General features: G+C 40.3%; 21 protein-coding genes. 4 read left to right on the top strand and 17 right to left on the bottom strand.

Annotation, left to right across the window (positions count from 1 at the left end):
• Positions 1-29: 29 nt before the first annotated feature.
• From NST24_RS14680 to NST24_RS14720, 9 genes are all read right to left on the bottom strand, one after another.
• Positions 30-1,487, bottom strand: coding sequence for a phage portal protein (locus NST24_RS14680; protein WP_342461926.1), 1,458 nt, complete (start codon positions 1,485-1,487; stop codon positions 30-32).
• The gene (locus tag NST24_RS14685) at positions 1,484-2,785 is read right to left on the bottom strand and encodes a PBSX family phage terminase large subunit (protein WP_163116708.1); all 1,302 of its coding nucleotides are present in this window, start codon (positions 2,783-2,785) and stop codon (positions 1,484-1,486) included. Before NST24_RS14685 ends, NST24_RS14680 begins: the two co-directional genes overlap by 4 nt.
• Before the next feature lie 8 nt (positions 2,786-2,793).
• Positions 2,794-3,441 (bottom strand): phage terminase small subunit, encoded by a 648-nt coding sequence (gene terS, locus NST24_RS14690; protein ID WP_008344125.1) that lies wholly within the window; start codon positions 3,439-3,441, stop codon positions 2,794-2,796.
• A gap of 152 nt (positions 3,442-3,593) precedes the next feature.
• Complete coding sequence (locus NST24_RS14695; protein ID WP_024719695.1) at positions 3,594-4,112, bottom strand: sigma-70 family RNA polymerase sigma factor; 519 nt, start codon at positions 4,110-4,112, stop codon at positions 3,594-3,596.
• Between the two features lie 124 nt (positions 4,113-4,236).
• Positions 4,237-4,443, bottom strand: a complete 207-nt coding sequence (locus NST24_RS14700; protein WP_008344129.1) for an XtrA/YqaO family protein — start codon at positions 4,441-4,443, stop codon at positions 4,237-4,239.
• The gene (locus NST24_RS14705) at positions 4,440-4,844 is read right to left on the bottom strand and encodes a holliday junction resolvase (RefSeq protein ID WP_178929940.1); all 405 of its coding nucleotides are present in this window, start codon (positions 4,842-4,844) and stop codon (positions 4,440-4,442) included. The genes NST24_RS14700 and NST24_RS14705 overlap by 4 nt, the downstream gene beginning before the upstream one ends.
• Before the next feature lie 102 nt (positions 4,845-4,946).
• Positions 4,947-5,141: a hypothetical protein gene (locus NST24_RS14710; protein ID WP_226650593.1), complete on the bottom strand. Its 195-nt coding sequence runs from the start codon at positions 5,139-5,141 to the stop codon at positions 4,947-4,949.
• A complete protein-coding gene (locus NST24_RS14715; RefSeq protein WP_164071363.1) occupies positions 5,119-5,271 on the bottom strand; it encodes a hypothetical protein in 153 nt (50 codons plus the stop codon). Before NST24_RS14715 ends, NST24_RS14710 begins: the two co-directional genes overlap by 23 nt.
• An 18-nt stretch (positions 5,272-5,289) precedes the next feature.
• The gene (locus NST24_RS14720) at positions 5,290-5,529 is read right to left on the bottom strand and encodes a helix-turn-helix transcriptional regulator (protein WP_017358976.1); all 240 of its coding nucleotides are present in this window, start codon (positions 5,527-5,529) and stop codon (positions 5,290-5,292) included.
• 160 nt (positions 5,530-5,689) lie between these two features.
• Between NST24_RS14720 and NST24_RS14725 the strand changes: the two genes are divergently transcribed.
• The 3 genes from NST24_RS14725 to bioB all read left to right on the top strand — a co-directional run bounded on the left by NST24_RS14725 (position 5,690) and on the right by bioB (position 7,803).
• Complete coding sequence (locus NST24_RS14725) at positions 5,690-6,067, top strand: helix-turn-helix transcriptional regulator (RefSeq protein ID WP_007500560.1); 378 nt, start codon at positions 5,690-5,692, stop codon at positions 6,065-6,067.
• Between the two features lie 243 nt (positions 6,068-6,310).
• Positions 6,311-6,661, top strand: coding sequence for a hypothetical protein (locus tag NST24_RS14730; protein ID WP_003213146.1), 351 nt, complete (start codon positions 6,311-6,313; stop codon positions 6,659-6,661).
• 146 nt (positions 6,662-6,807) lie between these two features.
• The gene (gene bioB / locus NST24_RS14735) at positions 6,808-7,803 is read left to right on the top strand and encodes a biotin synthase BioB (RefSeq protein WP_061420057.1); all 996 of its coding nucleotides are present in this window, start codon (positions 6,808-6,810) and stop codon (positions 7,801-7,803) included.
• A gap of 40 nt (positions 7,804-7,843) precedes the next feature.
• Here the strand turns inward: bioB and NST24_RS14740 are convergent, their stop codons facing one another.
• The 4 genes from NST24_RS14740 to NST24_RS14755 form a co-directional block, all read right to left on the bottom strand.
• On the bottom strand, positions 7,844-8,317 hold the full coding sequence (locus NST24_RS14740) for a hypothetical protein (protein ID WP_007500557.1): 474 nt from the start codon (positions 8,315-8,317) through the stop codon (positions 7,844-7,846).
• Between the two features lie 171 nt (positions 8,318-8,488).
• Entirely contained in the window at positions 8,489-9,322 is an 834-nt protein-coding gene (locus NST24_RS14745; RefSeq protein ID WP_024719699.1) for an undecaprenyl-diphosphate phosphatase, read from the bottom strand.
• 124 nt (positions 9,323-9,446) lie between these two features.
• On the bottom strand, positions 9,447-10,589 hold the full coding sequence (locus NST24_RS14750; RefSeq protein WP_024719700.1) for an AI-2E family transporter: 1,143 nt from the start codon (positions 10,587-10,589) through the stop codon (positions 9,447-9,449).
• Positions 10,590-10,654: 65 nt separating this feature from the next.
• Positions 10,655-11,047, bottom strand: coding sequence for a DoxX family protein (locus tag NST24_RS14755; RefSeq protein ID WP_041507688.1), 393 nt, complete (start codon positions 11,045-11,047; stop codon positions 10,655-10,657).
• Between the two features lie 200 nt (positions 11,048-11,247).
• Between NST24_RS14755 and NST24_RS14760 the strand changes: the two genes are divergently transcribed.
• Entirely contained in the window at positions 11,248-12,237 is a 990-nt protein-coding gene (locus tag NST24_RS14760) for a Gfo/Idh/MocA family oxidoreductase (RefSeq protein WP_178929938.1), read from the top strand.
• A gap of 61 nt (positions 12,238-12,298) precedes the next feature.
• On the opposite strand, the gene NST24_RS14765 is transcribed toward NST24_RS14760, so the two are convergent.
• The 4 genes from NST24_RS14765 to NST24_RS14780 form a co-directional block, all read right to left on the bottom strand.
• On the bottom strand, positions 12,299-12,823 hold the full coding sequence (locus NST24_RS14765) for a type 1 glutamine amidotransferase domain-containing protein (RefSeq protein WP_008344162.1): 525 nt from the start codon (positions 12,821-12,823) through the stop codon (positions 12,299-12,301).
• 90 nt (positions 12,824-12,913) lie between these two features.
• Positions 12,914-14,902: a methyl-accepting chemotaxis protein gene (locus NST24_RS14770; protein WP_041507690.1), complete on the bottom strand. Its 1,989-nt coding sequence runs from the start codon at positions 14,900-14,902 to the stop codon at positions 12,914-12,916.
• A gap of 370 nt (positions 14,903-15,272) precedes the next feature.
• Entirely contained in the window at positions 15,273-17,249 is a 1,977-nt protein-coding gene (locus tag NST24_RS14775) for a methyl-accepting chemotaxis protein (RefSeq protein WP_007500548.1), read from the bottom strand.
• Between the two features lie 177 nt (positions 17,250-17,426).
• Complete coding sequence (locus NST24_RS14780; protein ID WP_096881793.1) at positions 17,427-19,415, bottom strand: methyl-accepting chemotaxis protein; 1,989 nt, start codon at positions 19,413-19,415, stop codon at positions 17,427-17,429.
• Between the last annotated feature and the right edge of the window lie 34 nt (positions 19,416-19,449).

Consider the following 19,449-nt stretch of genomic DNA (forward strand, 5'->3'; position numbering starts at 1 on the left):
CACCCCCTTTCAAAAAAGCTCACGTCCTTCTATTTCTCCAGCTGGTTTGACTCGGATGGAGACAGCCCATCAGCTGTTTTTATGCGGCTTTCTAAAGGTCGGTGGTAGAATTCTTCCGGCCATTCCTCTAACGTCTTACCAAGAATACGCCCCGCAAGATCTCGTAAATCATTTGGCGATACTGCCCCAGCCTGAATAAATGGTGTCAGAACCTTCGCTATCTCTAATGGATCTCTAAAGTCAGGACCATTTAATAGAAAGCGGACATGCCAAATATCTAAATCTGGGAGAAAAAGAGTATTGAGTTTCCCTGTAATAAGATGCCGCTCTGGCTGAAACACTTGCTCCTCCGTTGTTTTTCGCGCGGTATCTGCCGTGGCCTTGTTATAATCTTGTGACTCTCCTGTGTAAATAGGCGGCAGACGAAAAGCGGAGCGGATTTTGTTTCTCGTCTTTTCATCGTATTCTAAAAAGAGCGCATCCTCTTGCAGGATTTCCGCCAAGGATTTAAAGTTCACTTTGACATTTGATACATCTTCTTCACCTGTTAATCCTTTTTCTGTCGGAAGCCCTTCTACTTCAAGCAATAAAAACTTATGCGCATGATCAGACCCTTCAATATCATCCATATAATCTTGTAGCTGCTGATAAGAAGTCTCTGACAGCATGCCGTTTTCAACAATGATGGCACCAGGTACATGCCTTCCTTGCTTAAAATAAAGATAATTCAGCTCTTCTGCTTTTCGTGCGCCATACATATTGACGATGTTGCCAATCCAGCGGGGAATCCCATACGTCCCACTGCCAATTTTAAAATGAATGACTTCTGTTGCTTGAAGTGTTTCTGGTGTAGCATCATCGTACTTGCCTGTTTCATAATTTAATATGCGCGGATCACCATACTCCTTGAAAAAGACTTTCTTCTCATTGATGACCTGCACATATTTTCGGAATCGTTTCTTGCGATTCATCGTCTTTAATTCGCCGTTTTCTGTGTAGCGGAATTCGACGTCGACTGGCTCACTCAGCTTACAAATGCGAATATGGAGTGCATCCAAATACTCGATTCCTGCCGGCTTTCCTTGTCCATCCCGCAGCACCTCTAAAAAGCCATTTCCTGTTTTCTCCCGGTCTTCTAGGACATAACCAAGAATCACATCAGCAGACTCATCATAGTTCATGTATTTCGTAAACTCTTCGAGTCTTGTCCATTCCTTCTCGGCTGTCTTCTTTTTGACCGGTTTCACATCTTCCGCATTAAAATCAAAGGCGTATTCCACCCCAAAGCCAAAGCCTAAAATGTTTGTTCGATACGCATCTATACATTGCTGAAGAATCGTTGAGTATTCTGCCATGCTTTTTAATTCATTGATATGGTAGGGCGGCGGGACAATGTCATCTTTTTCGTATGAAAATTCATCCTCATACATTTGTTTTGTATGATCAGACATGTTGGCCTTCATAATCGTTGCTTTTAATTGTTTCATTGTATGGACCTCCTCTCTCGGTTTGGACGGACACGCTCTGAAGCAGTCTGTTTCAAATCGGTCACCTCATAATCATCTAGCGCATACCAAATGGCGGATAATGTGTGTGGGTCGATTTGAAATTCATCTTCCTCTAAGCGGCCGTTCTTATCTGCCTTATAGGTTAGTGATTGAAGTTCATAGATGGTATAAGGGCAAGCATCAGAACAAATGATTTTCTTAAATCGTTTAATTTTCTTTGTATATTGCAAACGTGACCCTTGGAACTTATGCGCAGCGACCATTTGAAATCCGCGCTGCCGAAAATAGTGAATCGTTTTAGGTTCTGCTGCGTCTGCCTTAATGAGTTCCTTTGATTCAACAAATTCTTTCAGATCAACAGCTGTTTCATCATCCGTTTTCCCGCGGTCGTAATATTCCCAATAAATATATAAGTACTTTTTTTCATGATCGACAGCTAACCGAATGAGCGCATTGTAGGATTCGACAAATCCAAAATCCATCCCCGCTCGTTTCAGCGGTCTTTCAATCTGCCCGATCGCTTCTAATACGTCAGTATGCTGTCTGACCTCAAATTGCGGAAACACTTTTGTTCCATTGATACCGAAGTATCCCTTTCTTGCAATTCGATAAAGATCTGGATCGTATTCTTTCAGCTCATCCAGCTGCTTGACATAGCTTTTAGGAAGAAATAGATTGTCTTCTGCTGTTGAGTGGTGATAGTACGTATCTTTTATCACGATGGTTCGCTGTTTGTATAAGGTTTCGTCATCAAGGACAAATCGTTTCAGCTGTTCATCTCTAAAGAAATGTCTGTACGTCCAATTATCCTGACCAACGGGATTCGTCGATAACATCATATAAAGAGGTAAAACCGGATGTCTCAGCCTTCCAAGCAGTTCTTTAAACCCTTCATATGAAACCTCGGAACACTCCTCAATCCAAATCATTGAGATGTTGTTGATCGACTTCAATTTCTCAGGCTTGTCCAGTCCTTTAAATAAAATGCTGCTCCCATTGCGAAAAGTGAGAGCAAGCGGTGAACTGCGGCACTTTACTAGATGATCAATGCCAAGATCGCTGACGATTTCTTGTAAAAGAGAGTAGGTCGACTCCCGGTGCGTATCATACACTTCTCGAATGACAAGTGCTGTTCGTTTTTCCTCAAGCAGTTTTAAAACCAGCTTTAAAGCAATGTGATAGCTTTTGGAGGAGCCATAACCGCCTACTAAAAACTGAAACTTTTGATTCCAATCGAACAAAAAGTGTTCAAAGTGAGGATTGACTTCTTTTTCAATCAACGGTGTCATGAATCGTCCTCTTTTCTTTTGATCATGATATGAAGATCTTCTTCTTTTTCCTCACGAACTGCTTTTTTTGTTTTTTCGATTGTCAGCTCAATTTGCTTCAGCCTTAATCTTCGTTCATCTTTTGCGTGAGCGAGCTCTTCAAACTGTTTAATCAGCCGTCTTAGTTCTCCCATTGCACGAGATTGGGCATTTAAAAAAGTAGCATGCCGATCCCATGAAAATTGAAACGAAAATTCCTCTGCCGTGATCTCTGGCTCTGGATGAATGCCTTCGCCTGTTTCTTCCTCTAATGAAGAAGGCAAGTACGTCGCCTTTTTCAGTTCTTTGATCATGTCATCTTGATCTGCTACATGCATGATGCGCTGCGCTCGAATAATGGCTGCGTATTGAATTTGAATTTGATCCCAGATGATATCAAGAGATGTGCGCCCATCCATTTTTTCCATGATTTCAATCGTTTCATCTGAAAGAAATTGATGAAAGATCGAGTGCGCCTGCTTTGACGGTGTTTTTTGTCTTTGCCAGCCGTATCGTCTTTTCCATGATTTAACGGTATGGATGGAGACGTTGTAATGATCGGCTAGTTGCTGGTACGTCATCCCTTTCATATAATCCTGCTTAGCCTCTATCCGTTTATCTTTCATTTACATTCACCTGCCGCCTCCTTTTAGTTCGAATGATTCCCTGATGAGAAATCATTTGTGCCGGGCTAGCAAACATTCGTTTGGTCTTTCTAACTATAGGTGGCAACTGTAAGACAAGCTTTTGAAGATTGATGTGATGAAAGAAAAAACGCCTATTCAGCAGCTCTGAATAGGCGTTCTTGTACTTTTTTGGACATTTTGGTCCGAGCTCTTTCCATATGTTTTTGGACTGTTCCTTTTTTTACATCTAGCATGATCGCAATCTCGCTAAATGACAGACCCTGCGTTGTGTGCATAAAAAATACGTCCTTCTCTCGATCTGTCAAAACGGATAAGGCTTCGTCAATTCGCCTTTTGTCCCGCTCACTTACCTCTCTTTCTTTCTCTTGAATGAGGGTGTATTCATGTGATAAAGCCTCTAATACCTCTTGATTAGCAAGAATGGTGCGCTGATACACAGACCGTCTATCTAATCCTCTGCGTGCGCCTGGCTCTCTACCGATTTGAAGCCATTCCACCACGTATTCTAAATCACTGACCATACTGGCGATCATTTTTTGATCATGTTTGTCCTGATCTGACATCTGTTTCTCTTCTTTGTCTTTCAATTGTTCATATCGTTTTCTGGCATCTTTTAAACTTCTTTTATATTCAATCAGTAAATCTTGCATCTATGCTCTCTCCCTTTTTTAAGAAAATAAAAAACGGACACCAATCAGCCCCTTTTTATAGGGTCTTGATCAGTGTCCGCAGGCTTTCCGTCTTGGACTTATTCAGTTGTTCTTGTTCATCAGGCTAGCTGATTTTAAAACCAATCTCATGATCAACTCTTGCAAAATGTCCTTTTGCTGTTTGAATAATCGTTTTTCCATGCTCAGGTACATCCATCATATAAGCCGTTCCTACGTTTCCATCTAACACAATGACTTGAATCTTTCCTTTTTCCATTTCACCGACAAATGTCTGGTTTTCTTGAATCATGAGTTGTTTTGGCTCGTTCATATGCTTGTCTCCTTATTTGGTGGTGAGGATCTCATATCATCACCCATCGTATTTAAAATGATTTCCATTCGAGGACGCATGCTATAAAACTGTGAAACTCTTAATTCTACAATCTGTAAAGAGGCGTCATCGGTAACGGCATGAAGTGCTTCTTGTATATACTGCAAATTTGGTTGAAGAATGCTGATGTGTACCGGGCGTATCAGGCCTTTTTCTGCAGATGTACGTGTGTCTTGGCTGTTCGCTAGATCAATGGGCATATTGTAAAATGAGCGAATGTCGAGTGATAATGCGCCTTTTATTTTGCTTGTGCATTGCGCTTTAGCGGCTGTTTGAATTCTGTTTATCAATGTCTCTTTTCTGCACAAATGTTCTTTTTCAATGATAAAATGAAGGACCATGCTACGATCTCCCGTCATCCTTCGCCCACTGCCGAATGTCTTGTTCGTTTTGCCCCGCATTGAGCAAACATTTCAGGAATGTCATGATTTGCTTCCATCGATTCATGTCGCATTCATCCTTTCCTTCTTCTTGTCATCAACGGCTTTTTCTGCCATGAGGGTCATGTATGTGCGTTTTTCTTCTGCCGTGGGGAAAGCAAAAATCGGCTCTTTTTGATGAAAAGTGATCCAGCCGCCAGCTTGTACTAGGCAATGCTGGGCTTCTTTTCGGGCATCAAATGTCATCTGATGTCTCATCATCATCAAATCCTTTCTCACGGTCCTCGTCCTCTAATCGATAACCACTTCGGGACATTTCATATGGCCAGTAACGTTTTGGATAGCCGAAATCATTCATTTGTGTCACCATCGGATGTTCGATATTCATTCTGTTTGTCTCCCCTTTTTAAGAACGGTCTTCCTCAAGACTATTACTCTTTTTGTGTAACTTTTGACCAAAAAAAAGCTCTTGAACACCGATATTTAGCAAATCTGCAATATGCTTGGCTATTTCTAAGCTGGGCTTTGTTCGGCCCATTTCTATATTTGCATAGCCACTCGTGTACTTATATCCAAGTTTTTTCGCCATATACGTTTGTGTTTTTCCTTGTAATATTCGTTCTTCTCGTAAATTTTCAAGTTTCATGTTTCCACCTCTTACTCATTATGTGTAAGTTATATTCATTATGATAATATACACAAAACGGGTAAGTCAATCATATTTTTATTCTTTTTGTGTATTTATTTATCTTTTCCGTGTAATTCATGATAAAATTTACACATAATATGAAAAAAAGGTGTTTCCGATGGATAATTTGACTGGAAAGATTCTAACTGAATTAAGAGAGAAACATGGATGGAGTAAGTCTACCGTTGCCAAAAAACTCGGATTAAAGGCGATGTCGACCTATGCTAACTGGGAGTATGGATTGAGAAAGCCAGATGGTGAAATGATTGTGAAAATCGCCGAGTTATACGGGGTCTCAACAGATTATCTTCTCACAGGTAAAGACAAAAACGCCTCTGATGACGATCTTGCAGATGATCCTGATTTGCAAATTGCGTTTAAAGCTGCCTCCGATTTTTCTGAAGAAGCACGAAGACAAACCATCGACTTTATTAACTACATTAGAGAGAAAGAGAAACAAAAAGGCCGTCAGCCAAAACAGACAGACGACAAATAAAAGATCTCTTTTCATAAAGCATCACATAGCTGGGTAGATACCCAGCTTTTTTTATGTCTCTTTTTCCCCCTAAAAAAGAATGACATATGAATAAAAAATCATGTGTTTTTTGGGTAAAATCGTCTTCCCCTACATAATATGTGACAATTTTCACCAAAAATACTCATTTTTCCACTTGTTTTGATTGACATATAATTCTATTATTATTAATATATGTATATACCAAAAAAAGGAGTGTTACCGATGAAAAAATTAATGAAAGCTTGTACATTGTCTTTAGCTGCTTTAGGTGCTCTTACGTTCTTCCAAACTGAAGGTGCTCATGCAGCTGCACAGCCTAAAGAACCAGTTATAGCAAAAGCTCCTATTATGAATAAAGTGATTACGGTGAACCGCACACTTACTGTAGGTTCTTCAATCGCTGTTTCACTTCCAGCAAGTCAAATTTCTGTCTCAGGCGCAACGTATGCCATTCAATTAGACCAAACTGCTCCAAACTTCACATGGATCCGTGCTGTACAACGCGGTTCTGTTACAGTGTCTTACTATAATTCACTAGGTGAGCTTGTTATTAACTATATTACTGTTCGTTAAGCGATTTTTTTCATATGAAAAGGCGATGACTTTATGTTCATCGCCTTTTTGTGTTTTTACTTAAGCTGCTTACCAGTGCTTGCCAATCTCTATCCATTATGTTAACTTTTAATAAAAATAAGTTTACATATTGAGAGGGGCTTATGATGGGAAAAATAACGTCTTTGTCTTGGGAAACGATCGTGAAGAAAGCCATCAATCATGAACCGATTACTATGGAAGAAGGTCTAAAAATTCTTGGAGCAGACGACGCAGAGTTGCTGCCTATTATGCATGCAGCTTATCAGGTGAGATTTCATTTTTTTCAAAAAAAGGTGAAGTTAAATATGATCTTTAACGCCAAAAGCGGATATTGTCCTGAAAACTGCGGGTATTGTTCACAATCGGTGATTTCAACAGCTCCTGTTGAGAGGTATACAATGCTTGACCAAAAAACCATTGTGGCCGGTGCGCGTGAGGCGTTAAAAAGAAAAGCAGGGACTTATTGTATTGTAGCAAGCGGGAGAGCACCTTCGCACCGTGAATTAGATGAAGTCACCGCAGCAGTAAAGGAAATTACTGAGACAATGCCTTTGAAGGTGTGTGCATGCCTTGGGTTATTAAATGAAGAAAAAGCGAAGCGGCTGAAGGAAGCGGGTGTTCATCGGTATAATCATAATCTCAATACACATCAAGATCATCATGCTCAAATTACAACGACCCATACGTATGATGACCGCGTATCGACCATTGATAAGGTCAAACAGTCAGGGATGTCACCATGTTCAGGGGTTATTATTGGAATGGGCGAAACCAATCAACAAATTGTTGAAATGGCTTTTGCGCTGAGAGCCCTTGATGCGGATTCGATTCCCGTCAACTTTCTCCATGCAATTGAAGGAACGCCTCTTGAACATCAAGAACGCACACATCCGATTAAAGCGTTGAAGGTTTTGGCACTGATGCGATTTATCAACCCGGCTAAGGAAATTCGAGTATCTGGGGGAAGAGAGTTTAATTTGCGAACGCTTCAGCCTCTCGCATTATATGCAGCAAACTCTATTTTCGTAGGCGATTATTTAACGACAAAAGGACAGCAAGTTCAAACCGATCATCACATCATTGAAGATTTAGGTTTTGAAATAGAAGAATGTGCGCTTTAAAAAAGTCTGCCGATGGATCGGCAGACTTTTGACGTTGAGATTAGAATCTTTTATGGAAATCGACAGTACCGCTTCCTTCTTCGCGGTCAAAGCTGCCAACAAAAGTCCAGTTAATATAGCCGCCGTCACCATTGTTGACAAACGTACCATCTTCAAATACCCAAATACCAAACGTAATGCCGTCATATTCAACACTATCATAATAAACAACATTGTTCAGTCCGCTAAAGTCATGATCTTGGCTTAAGTTTTGAACAACTACGTTGTAATTTTGACCTGCTTCATAGAATGCACTGTATGCCGCATTTTTTACAAATCCATCACGATTTTGAGATGATTTGACTGCTTGTTCAATTTTATCGGCAATGGCTACTGGATCAATCGAGACACTTCCATCGACACCTGTTGTCGTAGCAGCTTCAGCCTTTTGACCAAAAGTCGTAAGAGATAAAGGGACAGCAACCATTGACGTAGCAATCATAGAGCTAACAAAAAATTTACTTGTTTTCCTCATTATTTCTAACTCCTCCTTTAATTGGTATGTCTATGTACTACCCTTTTCTTTGTCACTTAAACACTAATTTAAGAAAAAACTTCTTTTTCTACCAATTAAGAAGCCGTTTTTACTGTTTAAAAGGGCAAAACAACAAAAAAACTACTCTTTTAAAAGAGTAGTTTTCCATCATTACATAAACAGGATAAATAAAATCAGACCTAGGATGATTCGGTAGATCGCAAAAGGCACAAGTTTGATTTTATTAATCAGTTTTAGGAAGAATCGAACAACAAAGAGAGCCACAATAAACGCACTCACAAAGCCCACAATAAAGAATGGAAGCATGTCTGTTGTTAAATATTCGGCATTTTTAACAAGTGTTAAGAGGCTTGCTCCCGCCATAATCGGCATGGCCATAATAAACGTAAAGTCAGCCGCCGCGCGGTGATTCAGACCAAGAATAACACCACCTGCTATTGTAGAACCCGAACGCGAGAAGCCTGGCCATAGTGCTAAACATTGAAATAACCCGATATACAGCGCTTGTCTGTACGTCATATTATCCACAGAGCTTGTTTCTGTTTTACGTTTATTGATCCAATCAGCGACAAGCATCAGCACAGCCCCTAAAATCAAACCGACAGCGACCGTTCTCACATCAAACAAATATTTATCAATATAATCTTCAAATAAGAATCCTAAAATGACGGCTGGGACGAGTCCAACAGCAATTTGAGCAATGGTCAGCTTATGTCCGCTGCGTTTTTGTTCTTCTGTGATATTTTTCTTTAAGCCTAACAAGTTCAAAATACGATCTTTAAACACGATCATGACAGCTAAAATAGAACCTAACTGAATCACGACTTTAAATGTGTTTGCAGCCTCTGGCGTAATGATGTCTTTTGATTTTAGCCAAAGATCATCAACAATGATCATATGCCCTGTAGACGAGACAGGTGCATACTCTGTTAATCCTTCGACAATTCCTAAAACCAGTGCCACGAATAAATCCCATAGATTCATGATTTTCTTTCCTTTCAATTCTGATCTTTTGAAGGCAAACATCTATGTCCACATAAAGACAAGCTTTCTTTTTCGAAAGCTCGTCTTTATGATACTATATTTTTTTCTAAAAAAGATTATGACATCAAACCTTTTCTTCTTTATACAAATTGGATCGCATTTTGAACCAATCAAACAGGTGGGTCGTGATCACTTTCAGAACGGCATACGTCGGAATCGCGACAATGATGCCGACTACGCTGAACAATTTACCTGCTGTTAATAGAACAAAGATAATCGTGATCGGATGGATATGAAGGTTTTTCCCCATGACCTGAGGAGAAATGAATTTCCCTTCAATAAGTTGAACCACTGTCCAGACAATGATCAGTTTCAGTAGCATAATAGGTGATGTGACAAGTGCAATCACAATCGCTGGTGTAATGGCAATTGTTGGCCCAAGGTAAGGCACTACACTTGTACATGCCGCAATAATCGCCAGAAGCAGCGCATAGTCAAGTCCAATAATCAGATAACCGATTAAAAGAAGAACACCGATACAGAAGCTGACAATGATCTGTCCAAGAATATAAGAGCTTAAGCGATGGTTCATTTCGTGAAGCACGATATGTGTATGCTCTCTAAACTTATTCGGAATAAATTTCAAGAAATAGTCAGGCAGTTTTTTGCCGTCTTTTAATAGATAAAACAGAATGAACGGAACCGTCACGATCGAGATGATAATTTCAGTAAGCGCCCCTAAGAAAGTGCCGACTCCGGTAAAAGTACTTTCCAAAATCTTCGTCGCTTGACTTGACGCTTTACTCACCAATTCAGAGACGTTAAAATTCATCGTTTTCTGCGCCTGATTAATGAAGTTGCTTCCTGTTAGTTGTCGAATCTGTTCTTCTACTGTATCAACGTATTTTGGCAGATTATGAAACAGACTCATCGTTTGTGCTTGTAAAAAAGGAATAATAGATACAATGGTCACTGTAATAATCCCAATAATGACAATATATAAAAGCAAAATCGAAAAGATCCGTTTGACCTTAAATCTCTCTAATAAATTCACAATTGGATTTAATAAATAATACACAACCCCCGTTAAAATAATCGGTAAGGCAATGGTTTTGATGAGTACAATGAGCGGTGTGAAAATAAAAGATGCTTTCATGAAAACAAGGATATTCAACCCTATTAATAGCAGGATGAGTAAAAAGAGAACAAACTTGTTATCAAGAAAAAATTTTCTAAATCGACTGCTCCACATTTGCATAGAATTCATATCTTTCCTCCAAACACGGGCTATTTTATTAGTAAATTGTACACTACTTGATCATCATTTTGTGATCATTGTTTCAGCTTTTCTTCCAGTTTCGCAATGGACATGGCCCATCCAATCAAAATCGGTTGTCCGATTAATCTCATCCATAACAAGGCTTGTTCTGTGCTCTCTTGCCCTGGAAATGGAATCCCTTCTCTCGCAGCAAATAGGTTCGCAGGGAAAATGAGCACCAGATAGACAGCGATCATTTTTGCTGCCACAATCCTTACGTTTGGAAGAAGCAGTAAAACGGCCAGCAGCCATTCCAAGCATGCGGTGGCATAAATGATGCCATAGGGAAATGGCCATCCAGACATCATGCGGGCAAAGCCGCTTGGCTCTATCACATGAAAAACACCGGCTGCTATAAATAAAAGCGCGAATGCGTATGTACTTCCTATATGTAGGATGCGCTTCATGTTCGTTTCCTCCTCCCTCCTTCTCAAGTATTACCCGAATGAAGGAGGAAACTATCCACTTTTCGTACATTTATATTCTTTATGTAAGACGCATCAGCTAAGGTAAAGGTTTCATCCGCTTTTCAATAAAAAAGAAGATTCTTTCATACAAACGCTTTCAAAGCATGTATAATCAGAGAAAAGCAGAAGGAGGGAATGTGATGATTCGATTTGCTGTCATCGGAACGAATTGGATTACAGATCGATTCTTACAGGCTGGTGAAGGAGTGGCGGATTTTACATGTACGGCCGTCTATTCTCGGTCTGCTGAAAAAGGACAGGCATTTGCAGACAAGTATGGCATTGATACCGTCTTTACTAATTTACAACAAATGGCGGCAAGTGATGCGTTTGACGCTGTGTATATCGCAAGTCCAAACGCCCTTCACAAAGAGCAAGCGATGCTGATGATGGCGCATCAAAAACATGTATTATGTGAAAAACCATTGGCCTCTCACCGGAAAGAGGCTGAAGAAATGATTGCTGCTGCGAAAAAATATCAGGTGTGCTTAATGGAAGCGATGAAGACCACATTTCTGCCGAATTTTCTTCAAATCAAACAGCATCTTGATCAACTAGGCCCCATTCGGCAAGTGATCGCTCATTACTGTAAATATTCCTCAAGATACGATGCCTACCGAAACGGTGAGATTCCAAATGCTTTTAAGCCGGAATTATCCAATGGCTCCTTAATGGACATCGGCGTGTATCTTGTCTTTCCCATCATTTATTTATTCGGGCTGCCACATCAAATCACCGCGAGAGGCTATACACTTTCTTCTGGAGTTGATGGGAGCGGTTCATTACTTTTACAATATGAAGGGCATCAAGCACTTCTTTTCCATTCAAAAATCTCAACATCTCATGTATCTGCTGAAATTCAAGGGGAGAATGCCACAATGGTGATTGATCAATTCCATCGCCCTTCTCGTATCATCATCCATGATCGAAATGGACAGCAAACCGATATTTCTCTCAAAGATGATCAACCTGCTATGTATTATGAAATCGATCACTTCATTCAATGCATCAAGCAAAAAAAGGGACAGTCGCCAGTCAATACATTTGCCTTATCCGTTCAAACCATGTCCGTCATGGACGAGGCGAGAAGACAAATGGGCATTATCTATCCAGCCGACAGACAAATGTAATGAGGCATTGAATGAAAATGAACAAAGGGCGTTTTACAGCCCTTTGTTTGTTCGTGTGAATCTAGTTTGCCGCTAATACATCGGCAAATGCTTTCACATATGGCGGAAGGTCCGGCGGGCGTCTGCTTGATACAATATGACCATCTGTCACAACGGCTTCATCAAACCATTCCGCTCCAGCATTCGTCATATCATCTTTAATACCAGGTGTACTCGTTACTTTTTTACCTTTCAGGATACCAGCAGAAATGAGCACCCATCCGGCATGACAGATTTGTCCGATCGGTTTGCCCTTTGCATCAAACGTACGAACGATGTCTAATACTTCTGGATATCGGCGCAGTTTATCCGGTGCCCATCCCCCAGGAACGAGAACCGCATCATAATCATCTGCTTGAATGGAATAGAAGTCTGCATCTGATACAGCTGGCACTCCGTACTTCCCGATATATTCATGATCTGCTTTTTCGCCTACGAGATGGACAGTTGCCCCCTCTTCTCTTAATCGCAAAACGGGATACCATAGCTCTAAATCTTCAAAATCATCACTGACTAACGCAATGACCTTCTTATTTGATAAACGCATAACATCTCTCCTTTTCTTCGGATTTCCTCTATTGTACGAGATCATCTCTTAAAAAGAAAAGCGGTTCCCCTTGAGGAGAACCACTTTCCATTATTCACTGATCTTGAATTTTTTAATTAAGTCACGCAATTCTTCCGCCATTTGGGAAAGCGTCGTCGAAGAAGAACTAATCTCTTCCATTGATGCCAGCTGTTCTTCTGCTGATGCCGCGATATCTTGAATACTTGCTGAACTCTCTCTCGATACATCTGCAATTTCATTCACTGCTTTAGAAATTTGCTCAGATCCTTTTGAAAGCTCACGAACTGTCGTATTCATTTCATTGATTCTTGTCGCAATTTCTGCCGTTTGCTGATTGATTTGTGAGAAGCTTTCTTTTGTTTGGTCTGTAATTGATAGACCATTTTTTACTTCTTCATTCACAGATTTGAACATATTTTGAGACGTTTCTATTTCAGAGACAATTTCTTTGACGAGTTTTTCAATCTCTTTTGCAGAATCTGATGATTGAACCGCCAGCTTACGGACTTCTTCTGCTACAACCGAGAAGCCTCTGCCTGACTCACCCGCACGTGCTGCTTCAATGGCTGCATTCAGTGCCAGTAAATTCGTTTGATCTGCTATACCGTTAATCACACCTAAAATGTTGGTGATATCTTTTGATTTATGCTCTAATCCGTTAATCACACTTTCAGCTTCTTTCACTGAATGATCAATCGTTTTCATTTGGCCAACTGTCTGTTCAACAAGCTGTCCACCTGTTTCTGCGACTGTTTTTGATTGAACCGATGATTCTGTAATGACATCAGATGTTTGTGCAACTTCATTTAGCCCTTCGTTCATTTGTTTCAAGTGGGCTGCGCTTTGTTCCACCATTTCACTTTGATTTTCGTTTCCGTTCGAGAATGTTTCAATGGATGATGTAATATGTTCGGTTGCTTTTGTCGTTTGACCTGCACTTGCCGTCAGTTCTTCCGACGATGACGCCACGTTCTCAACAGATGTCTGTACAGCTTGGATGACGTCTCTGAGTGACTCACTCATTTCATTAAAACTTGTACCGAGCTGACCAATTTCATCATTTGATTTAACATCAATTTTTTCTGTTAAATCTCCTTCGCTAATCTTCTTAGAAGAGGAGACAAGCATGGAAAGTGGTTTTGTAATAGAACGGATGATAAAGAAGATGAGAATACCGCCAATGATGAGCGCACCAGCTAATATAATGGCCGCCATGTTGAAGACTGGCTGCGCCGCTTCTTCTACTTCATTGACAAACATTGTACCGGCAATTTTCCAACCAGTCGCTTTGTTTGTTGTGAACTCCATTTGCTTTTCTTTTCCTTCAAACATATAACTCATTGAACCTTTGTCTTGTGTATAAAGCTTGTCTACCCAATCACCTGTTAATTTTGTTCCTGCTTTTTTCGTTGGATGTGCCACGTATGTTCGATCTGGGCTTCCGATAAAAGCATGACCTTCTTTACCAATATTGATACTATTAGACTCTTTTACTAGATTTGCAATGTCCAGGTTCATCGCAATAACACCAGAACCATCCTCTAGTTTTTTAGAAATCGTCACAACAAGCGTACCAGTTGATGCGGTTGGATATGGAGCGGAAACAGACAGCTCACCGTTTTTCGCCCAGCCATCTTTGTACCAATCCCGCTCAGTTGCGACATAATCAGCAGGCATTTTTTGATTAGGATATCTTGAGAACACTTTTCCATCACTTGAAGCAACAAAGATGCCTTCTGTGTCATCATTCATGCTCATGAACTGCTCAAAGCGTCCTTGAATATCAGTCGTTCCTTTTTGCCCCAGCTTTTTCTCCGTAATCCATTTGCTAAAGAAATCGGCTGCGTCTGTTTTTACTTTTACAACCTTCGTAATGTTTTTGTCCAGCTGTTCTACATTTTCCTTTGCACTTTGCATGATTTGATCATTTAAAGAGGTGCTCGCCGTATGATATGAAGAGAATGCCAATACGATAATTGGGCATAAAAGAATAAATAAGAAAGAGAAAACGAGCTTTTTTGATATCGATGGTTTTTTGAAATACTGTATGAAATTCATAAAAAAGAAAACTCCTTTTAGTAAGATAGTATATATATCGGAAGTACTACTAGGTTCTTTACTTTTTTAACTTATTAAAGTCTAGATAAGTCCAAAATACCCAAATTATGTGCAAATAACGGAAAAACACCTGACGTCAAAACGTCAGGTGTTCCAGATTATTGACAAAGGGCTAAAATGAACTTTATTTTAGCCCTTTGTCTTCTTTTCAGCGTGATAGAAAACCTTTGCAGCCCTAGGAAGGACGAGTACTGGCGCGGAGCGAATTTGAATTCGTGAGCACCAGCACGCAGGACTGACACCGAATGCGAGGGTTTGTCTATACGCTGAAACCCCTGACGTCAGAACGTCAGGGGTTCTACTATGACTCTTATATTTTAAATTGTTTGATGAGCTCTCTCAGTTCTTCTGCCATTTGAGATAAAGTGGCGGAAGATGAGCTGATCTCTTCCATTGATGCCAGCTGTTCTTCTGCTGAAGCTGCAATATCTTGGAAACCTGCGGAACTTTCACGTGAAAGCTCTTTGATTTGATTGACTGCTTGTGAAATATCGTTTGAGCCATGAGAAAGTTCTTGGGCTGATCCGTTCATTTGTTTCATTTGTTCTGTCATTTCTGATGTCTTATGGGTGATTTTCTCAAAACTCACTTTCGTTTCATCTGTAATGTTTAATCCAGATTGAACTTCACCTGCTACTTGTCTAAACATCTTCTGCGACTTTTCAATTTCATCTACAATTTCGTTCGTTAGGCTTTCAATTTCTTTTGAAGAGCTGCCTGATTGCTCTGCCAGCTTGCGGACTTCTTCTGCGACCACAGAGAAGCCTCTTCCTGCCTCACCTGCACGCGCGGCTTCTATCGCTGCATTTAAAGCGAGGAGGTTCGTCTGATCTGCAATGCCGTTGATGACTCCAAGAATGCTTGTAATGTCCTTAGATTTCTGTTCTAGCCCTGCAATTACAAGCTCTGCTTCTTTCACTGCTTGTTCAATCGTTTGCATTTGACCTGCTGTTTTTTGAACGAGCTCTCCACCAGCCTGAGCGGTTTTGCTAGACTCGATAGATGATTCCATCATGTGAGAAGTCGTGTTGACCATATGTGATAAACTGCGATCCATGTCGTTTAGCTGGACAGAGCTTTTTTCAATCATCTCATTTTGATGTTCATTGCTGTTTGAGAACTGTTCAATAGATGAGGTAATATGCTCAGTTGCTTGGGCTGTCTGTCCTGCGCTAGCCGTTAATTCTTCAGATGAGGCAGCAACATTTTCAATTGAATTCTGGACGGCTTGAATGACTTGTTTCAGCTTTGCCGACATATCGTTAAAGCTCTGTGCAAGTTTGCCGATTTCATCATGTGTGCGCACCTCAATATGCTGGGTAAGATCCCCCTGACTGATTTTCTCAGCCGATTCAGAGAGCTCTATGAGTGGTTTTCGGATTGATTTAATAATAAAATAAATCGCGATTCCACCGATGACAATCGCAGCAGCTAGGATGATCATGGTTAAGTCAAGCACTGGCTGTGCAGCTTCTTTCACTTCGTTAACATACATTGTTCCCGCGAGCTTCCAGCCTGTCGCTTCATTTGTGTCATAAAACATTTGCTTCGGCTGTCCGTTGAATTCATATTCGAAACTGCCTTTTTTATTGTGATACATTTTTTCGATGAAATCGCCTGTCAGTTTCGTCCCGGCCTTTTCCGTTTTATGAGCAATGTAACGTTGGTCTGAGGTAGCGACAAACGCATAACCTTCTTGACCAATTTTGATGCTGTTTGTATCTTTCACAATTGTGTTCAATCGTACATTTATGCCGATAACACCAGAACCATCTGCTAACTGTTCTGATATTGTGATGAGCAGGTCATCTGATGACTTGTCTGTAAAAGGATCTGAAATGATGAGTTTGTCATCTCCCATTGATTGTTGAAACCATGGTTCATTTTTTGCGCTTTTGGCACTGCCTTTATGAATCTCGGAATATTCAGTTAGTTTACCATTCTGATCTGCAACAAATACTTCTACGACATCGTCGTCTGTTTCCGATAGTTGCTCTAATTTCACCTTAAGTAAATCCTTATTTTTAGAGGCCAGTTCCTTTTTTTTCACCGATTTAGATAAATAAGAAACAATATCAATTTTAGGCTGTACATCTTTATTGATCAGTTCATTTAATTGATTCACACCATTTGCAGCGCTAGACATAATCTCATCATTGAGAGACTTAGACGCCACTTCATAGGAAAATGCGGCCAACACAAGAATGGGCACTAGGAGAATCGCTAAGAATGCAGTAATTAATTTCTTTGACATCGTAAAGTGCTTAAAAAAGTTGATTTTTTTCATGACTCTACTCCTTTTGGTTTATGATTTGGGATCATCCCCCTCTATTCTTAGGTAATACGGATTATTTTTCAAGGTGTAATGTTCAAAAAACCACCAAAATAAGCATATTTACCTATTCCTTTCGATTTATTCACTTCAAAAAAAGAACCCCCTAGCTGGAGGTTCTTTTCATTTGGTTTATTCGACTTTAAATTTGCTAATCAAATCACGTAATTCTTCTGCCATTGAAGAAAGGGTGGCAGAGGATGAGCTGATCTCTTCCATTGATGCCAGCTGTTCTTCAGCTGAAGCGGCAATGTCTTGGATATTGGCGGAGCTTTCACGTGATACGTCTGCAATCTCACGGACAGCCTCAGAAACATGTGCAGATCCTTTTGACAACTGGACAACTGTTCGATTCATTGTTTGGAGCTGATCTGAGATTTCTTTGGTCATGTCGAAAATATTGTGGAAGCTGACTTTCGTTTGTTCAGTAAAGCTTAAGCCTGATTGAACTTCTTGATTTACTGCTGTGAATACTTCTTGTGATACATCAATATCTTGAACGATTTCTTTGATTAAGTTTTCAATTTCTTTCGCTGAGTTGGCAGATTGAACAGCAAGTTTTCTTACTTCTTCTGCTACAACGGAGAAACCTCGACCAGATTCTCCAGCTCTTGCTGCCTCAATCGCTGCATTCAGCGCAAGTAAATTCGTTTGATCTGCGATGCCATTAATGACACCAAGAATCTGGGTGATATCTTTTGATTTGCTTTCTAGCGCACTGATGACATTCTCTGCTTTTTTCACTGATTGATCAATCACGTTCATTTGAGAAGCGGTTTTTTCTACTAGCTGTCCGCCTTCTCCTGCAATCTCTGTTGATTTGATGGATGAAGCGGTAATCGATTCAGCCGACTCATTCATGTGCTGAAGGCCTCTGTTCATTTCTTCTAACTCTTCTGAGCTTGATTCCACTTTATCATTCTGGCTTTCGTTACCAGTAGAGAATTGTTCAATGGCTAATGTAATATGCTCTGTTGCTTTACTTGTTTGTCCTGCGCTTGCGGTCAGTTCTTCTGATGAAGAAGCGACATTTTCAACGGAGGTTTGGACGGCACCAATGAGGGATCTTAATGAGTCAATCATCGTATTAAAGCCTTTACCAACTTGTCCTATTTCATCATCTGATTGAATCTGAAGTTTATCACGTAAATCACCATCGCTGACCTTTTTCGAGAAACGGGCCAGATTGGATAATCTATTTGAAATAGAGCGGACAATAAAGAAGATGAGGGTTCCTGCTACGATCAGTGTCACACTGAACACAATAATGGCTGTATTGAAAACGGGTTTAGCTGCATCCTCTACTTCTGATACGAGCATCGTGCCGCCGATTTTCCAGCCGGTTAGTTCATTGGTGACATAAGCTACCTTTTTATCTGTTCCATTGAGTGTATAGCTGCCGTTTCCTTGTTTGTTTTTAAAAATAATGTTCGCCAAATTCTCATTGACTTTGCTTCCTGGCTTTTGGGTTGGATCTGCTAACACGGTTTTATCCTTCTCCATGATGAAAGCATATCCTTTTTGACCTATTTTGATTTCTTTTAGCTTTTGAATGAGGCTGTCAATTTCCATATCAAGACCAATCACCCCTGAGCCATCTTTCGTTTTTTGGGCAATGGTGATGACCATTTTACCTGTAGATGCTGCGACATATGGCTTCGTGATGACTTGTTTACCATCAGCACTCATGGCCTCTTGATACCATGGACGCTCTCTCGGGTCATAGCCATCAGGCATTTTTTGAACTGGGTATTGCATGAACAAACCCTTTTCTGAACCTGCATAAATGGCCGAGACATCTTTTTCATTAATTTTTCCATATTGCTGCAATTCTTTAATGGTGGCTTTTCTATTTTTTTCTTGAAGATTAGCCGCCTTGAGATCATCTGTAAACAGGGTCACAGCCTCTGCCTTGTTCCCAATATTCTCATCGATTAAGGTATCAAATGCATTGACCTGACTCATCGCACTGCCCATAATCTGTTTGTCTAACTCTGTCTTTGATGTGAAAAACGCACTAATGGTCAGTGCAACTGTTGGCAGTATGAGGACTACCAAAAAGGCAATAACTAATTTTTTAGAAATGGATGGTTTTTTGAACCATTGGATCATTTTTCCCATTTTCTCTTTCCCCCTTTACTTCTCTAAAGTTATT

Origin of the sequence: Bacillus sp. FSL R5-0286 (assembly GCF_038593245.1) — a bacterium.
Lineage (GTDB): Bacteria > Bacillota > Bacilli > Bacillales > Bacillaceae > Bacillus > Bacillus altitudinis.

What these genes read in the sequence shown, in the direction of transcription:
- NST24_RS14680 (WP_342461926.1), bottom strand. Translation starts at nt 1,487, where the DNA reads ATGAAACAATTAAAAGCAACGATTATGAAGGCCAACATGTCTGATCAT.
- terS (WP_008344125.1), bottom strand. Translation starts at nt 3,441, where the DNA reads ATGAAAGATAAACGGATAGAGGCTAAGCAGGATTATATGAAAGGGATG.
- NST24_RS14695 (WP_024719695.1), bottom strand. Translation starts at nt 4,112, where the DNA reads ATGCAAGATTTACTGATTGAATATAAAAGAAGTTTAAAAGATGCCAGA.
- NST24_RS14700 (WP_008344129.1), bottom strand. Translation starts at nt 4,443, where the DNA reads ATGAACGAGCCAAAACAACTCATGATTCAAGAAAACCAGACATTTGTC.
- NST24_RS14705 (WP_178929940.1), bottom strand. Translation starts at nt 4,844, where the DNA reads ATGGTCCTTCATTTTATCATTGAAAAAGAACATTTGTGCAGAAAAGAG.
- NST24_RS14710 (WP_226650593.1), bottom strand. Translation starts at nt 5,141, where the DNA reads ATGAGACATCAGATGACATTTGATGCCCGAAAAGAAGCCCAGCATTGC.
- NST24_RS14715 (WP_164071363.1), bottom strand. Translation starts at nt 5,271, where the DNA reads ATGAATATCGAACATCCGATGGTGACACAAATGAATGATTTCGGCTAT.
- NST24_RS14720 (WP_017358976.1), bottom strand. Translation starts at nt 5,529, where the DNA reads ATGAAACTTGAAAATTTACGAGAAGAACGAATATTACAAGGAAAAACA.
- NST24_RS14725 (WP_007500560.1), top strand. Translation starts at nt 5,690, where the DNA reads ATGGATAATTTGACTGGAAAGATTCTAACTGAATTAAGAGAGAAACAT.
- NST24_RS14730 (WP_003213146.1), top strand. Translation starts at nt 6,311, where the DNA reads ATGAAAAAATTAATGAAAGCTTGTACATTGTCTTTAGCTGCTTTAGGT.
- bioB (WP_061420057.1), top strand. Translation starts at nt 6,808, where the DNA reads ATGGGAAAAATAACGTCTTTGTCTTGGGAAACGATCGTGAAGAAAGCC.
- NST24_RS14740 (WP_007500557.1), bottom strand. Translation starts at nt 8,317, where the DNA reads ATGAGGAAAACAAGTAAATTTTTTGTTAGCTCTATGATTGCTACGTCA.
- NST24_RS14745 (WP_024719699.1), bottom strand. Translation starts at nt 9,322, where the DNA reads ATGAATCTATGGGATTTATTCGTGGCACTGGTTTTAGGAATTGTCGAA.
- NST24_RS14750 (WP_024719700.1), bottom strand. Translation starts at nt 10,589, where the DNA reads ATGAATTCTATGCAAATGTGGAGCAGTCGATTTAGAAAATTTTTTCTT.
- NST24_RS14755 (WP_041507688.1), bottom strand. Translation starts at nt 11,047, where the DNA reads ATGAAGCGCATCCTACATATAGGAAGTACATACGCATTCGCGCTTTTA.
- NST24_RS14760 (WP_178929938.1), top strand. Translation starts at nt 11,248, where the DNA reads ATGATTCGATTTGCTGTCATCGGAACGAATTGGATTACAGATCGATTC.
- NST24_RS14765 (WP_008344162.1), bottom strand. Translation starts at nt 12,823, where the DNA reads ATGCGTTTATCAAATAAGAAGGTCATTGCGTTAGTCAGTGATGATTTT.
- NST24_RS14770 (WP_041507690.1), bottom strand. Translation starts at nt 14,902, where the DNA reads ATGAATTTCATACAGTATTTCAAAAAACCATCGATATCAAAAAAGCTC.
- NST24_RS14775 (WP_007500548.1), bottom strand. Translation starts at nt 17,249, where the DNA reads ATGAAAAAAATCAACTTTTTTAAGCACTTTACGATGTCAAAGAAATTA.
- NST24_RS14780 (WP_096881793.1), bottom strand. Translation starts at nt 19,415, where the DNA reads ATGGGAAAAATGATCCAATGGTTCAAAAAACCATCCATTTCTAAAAAA.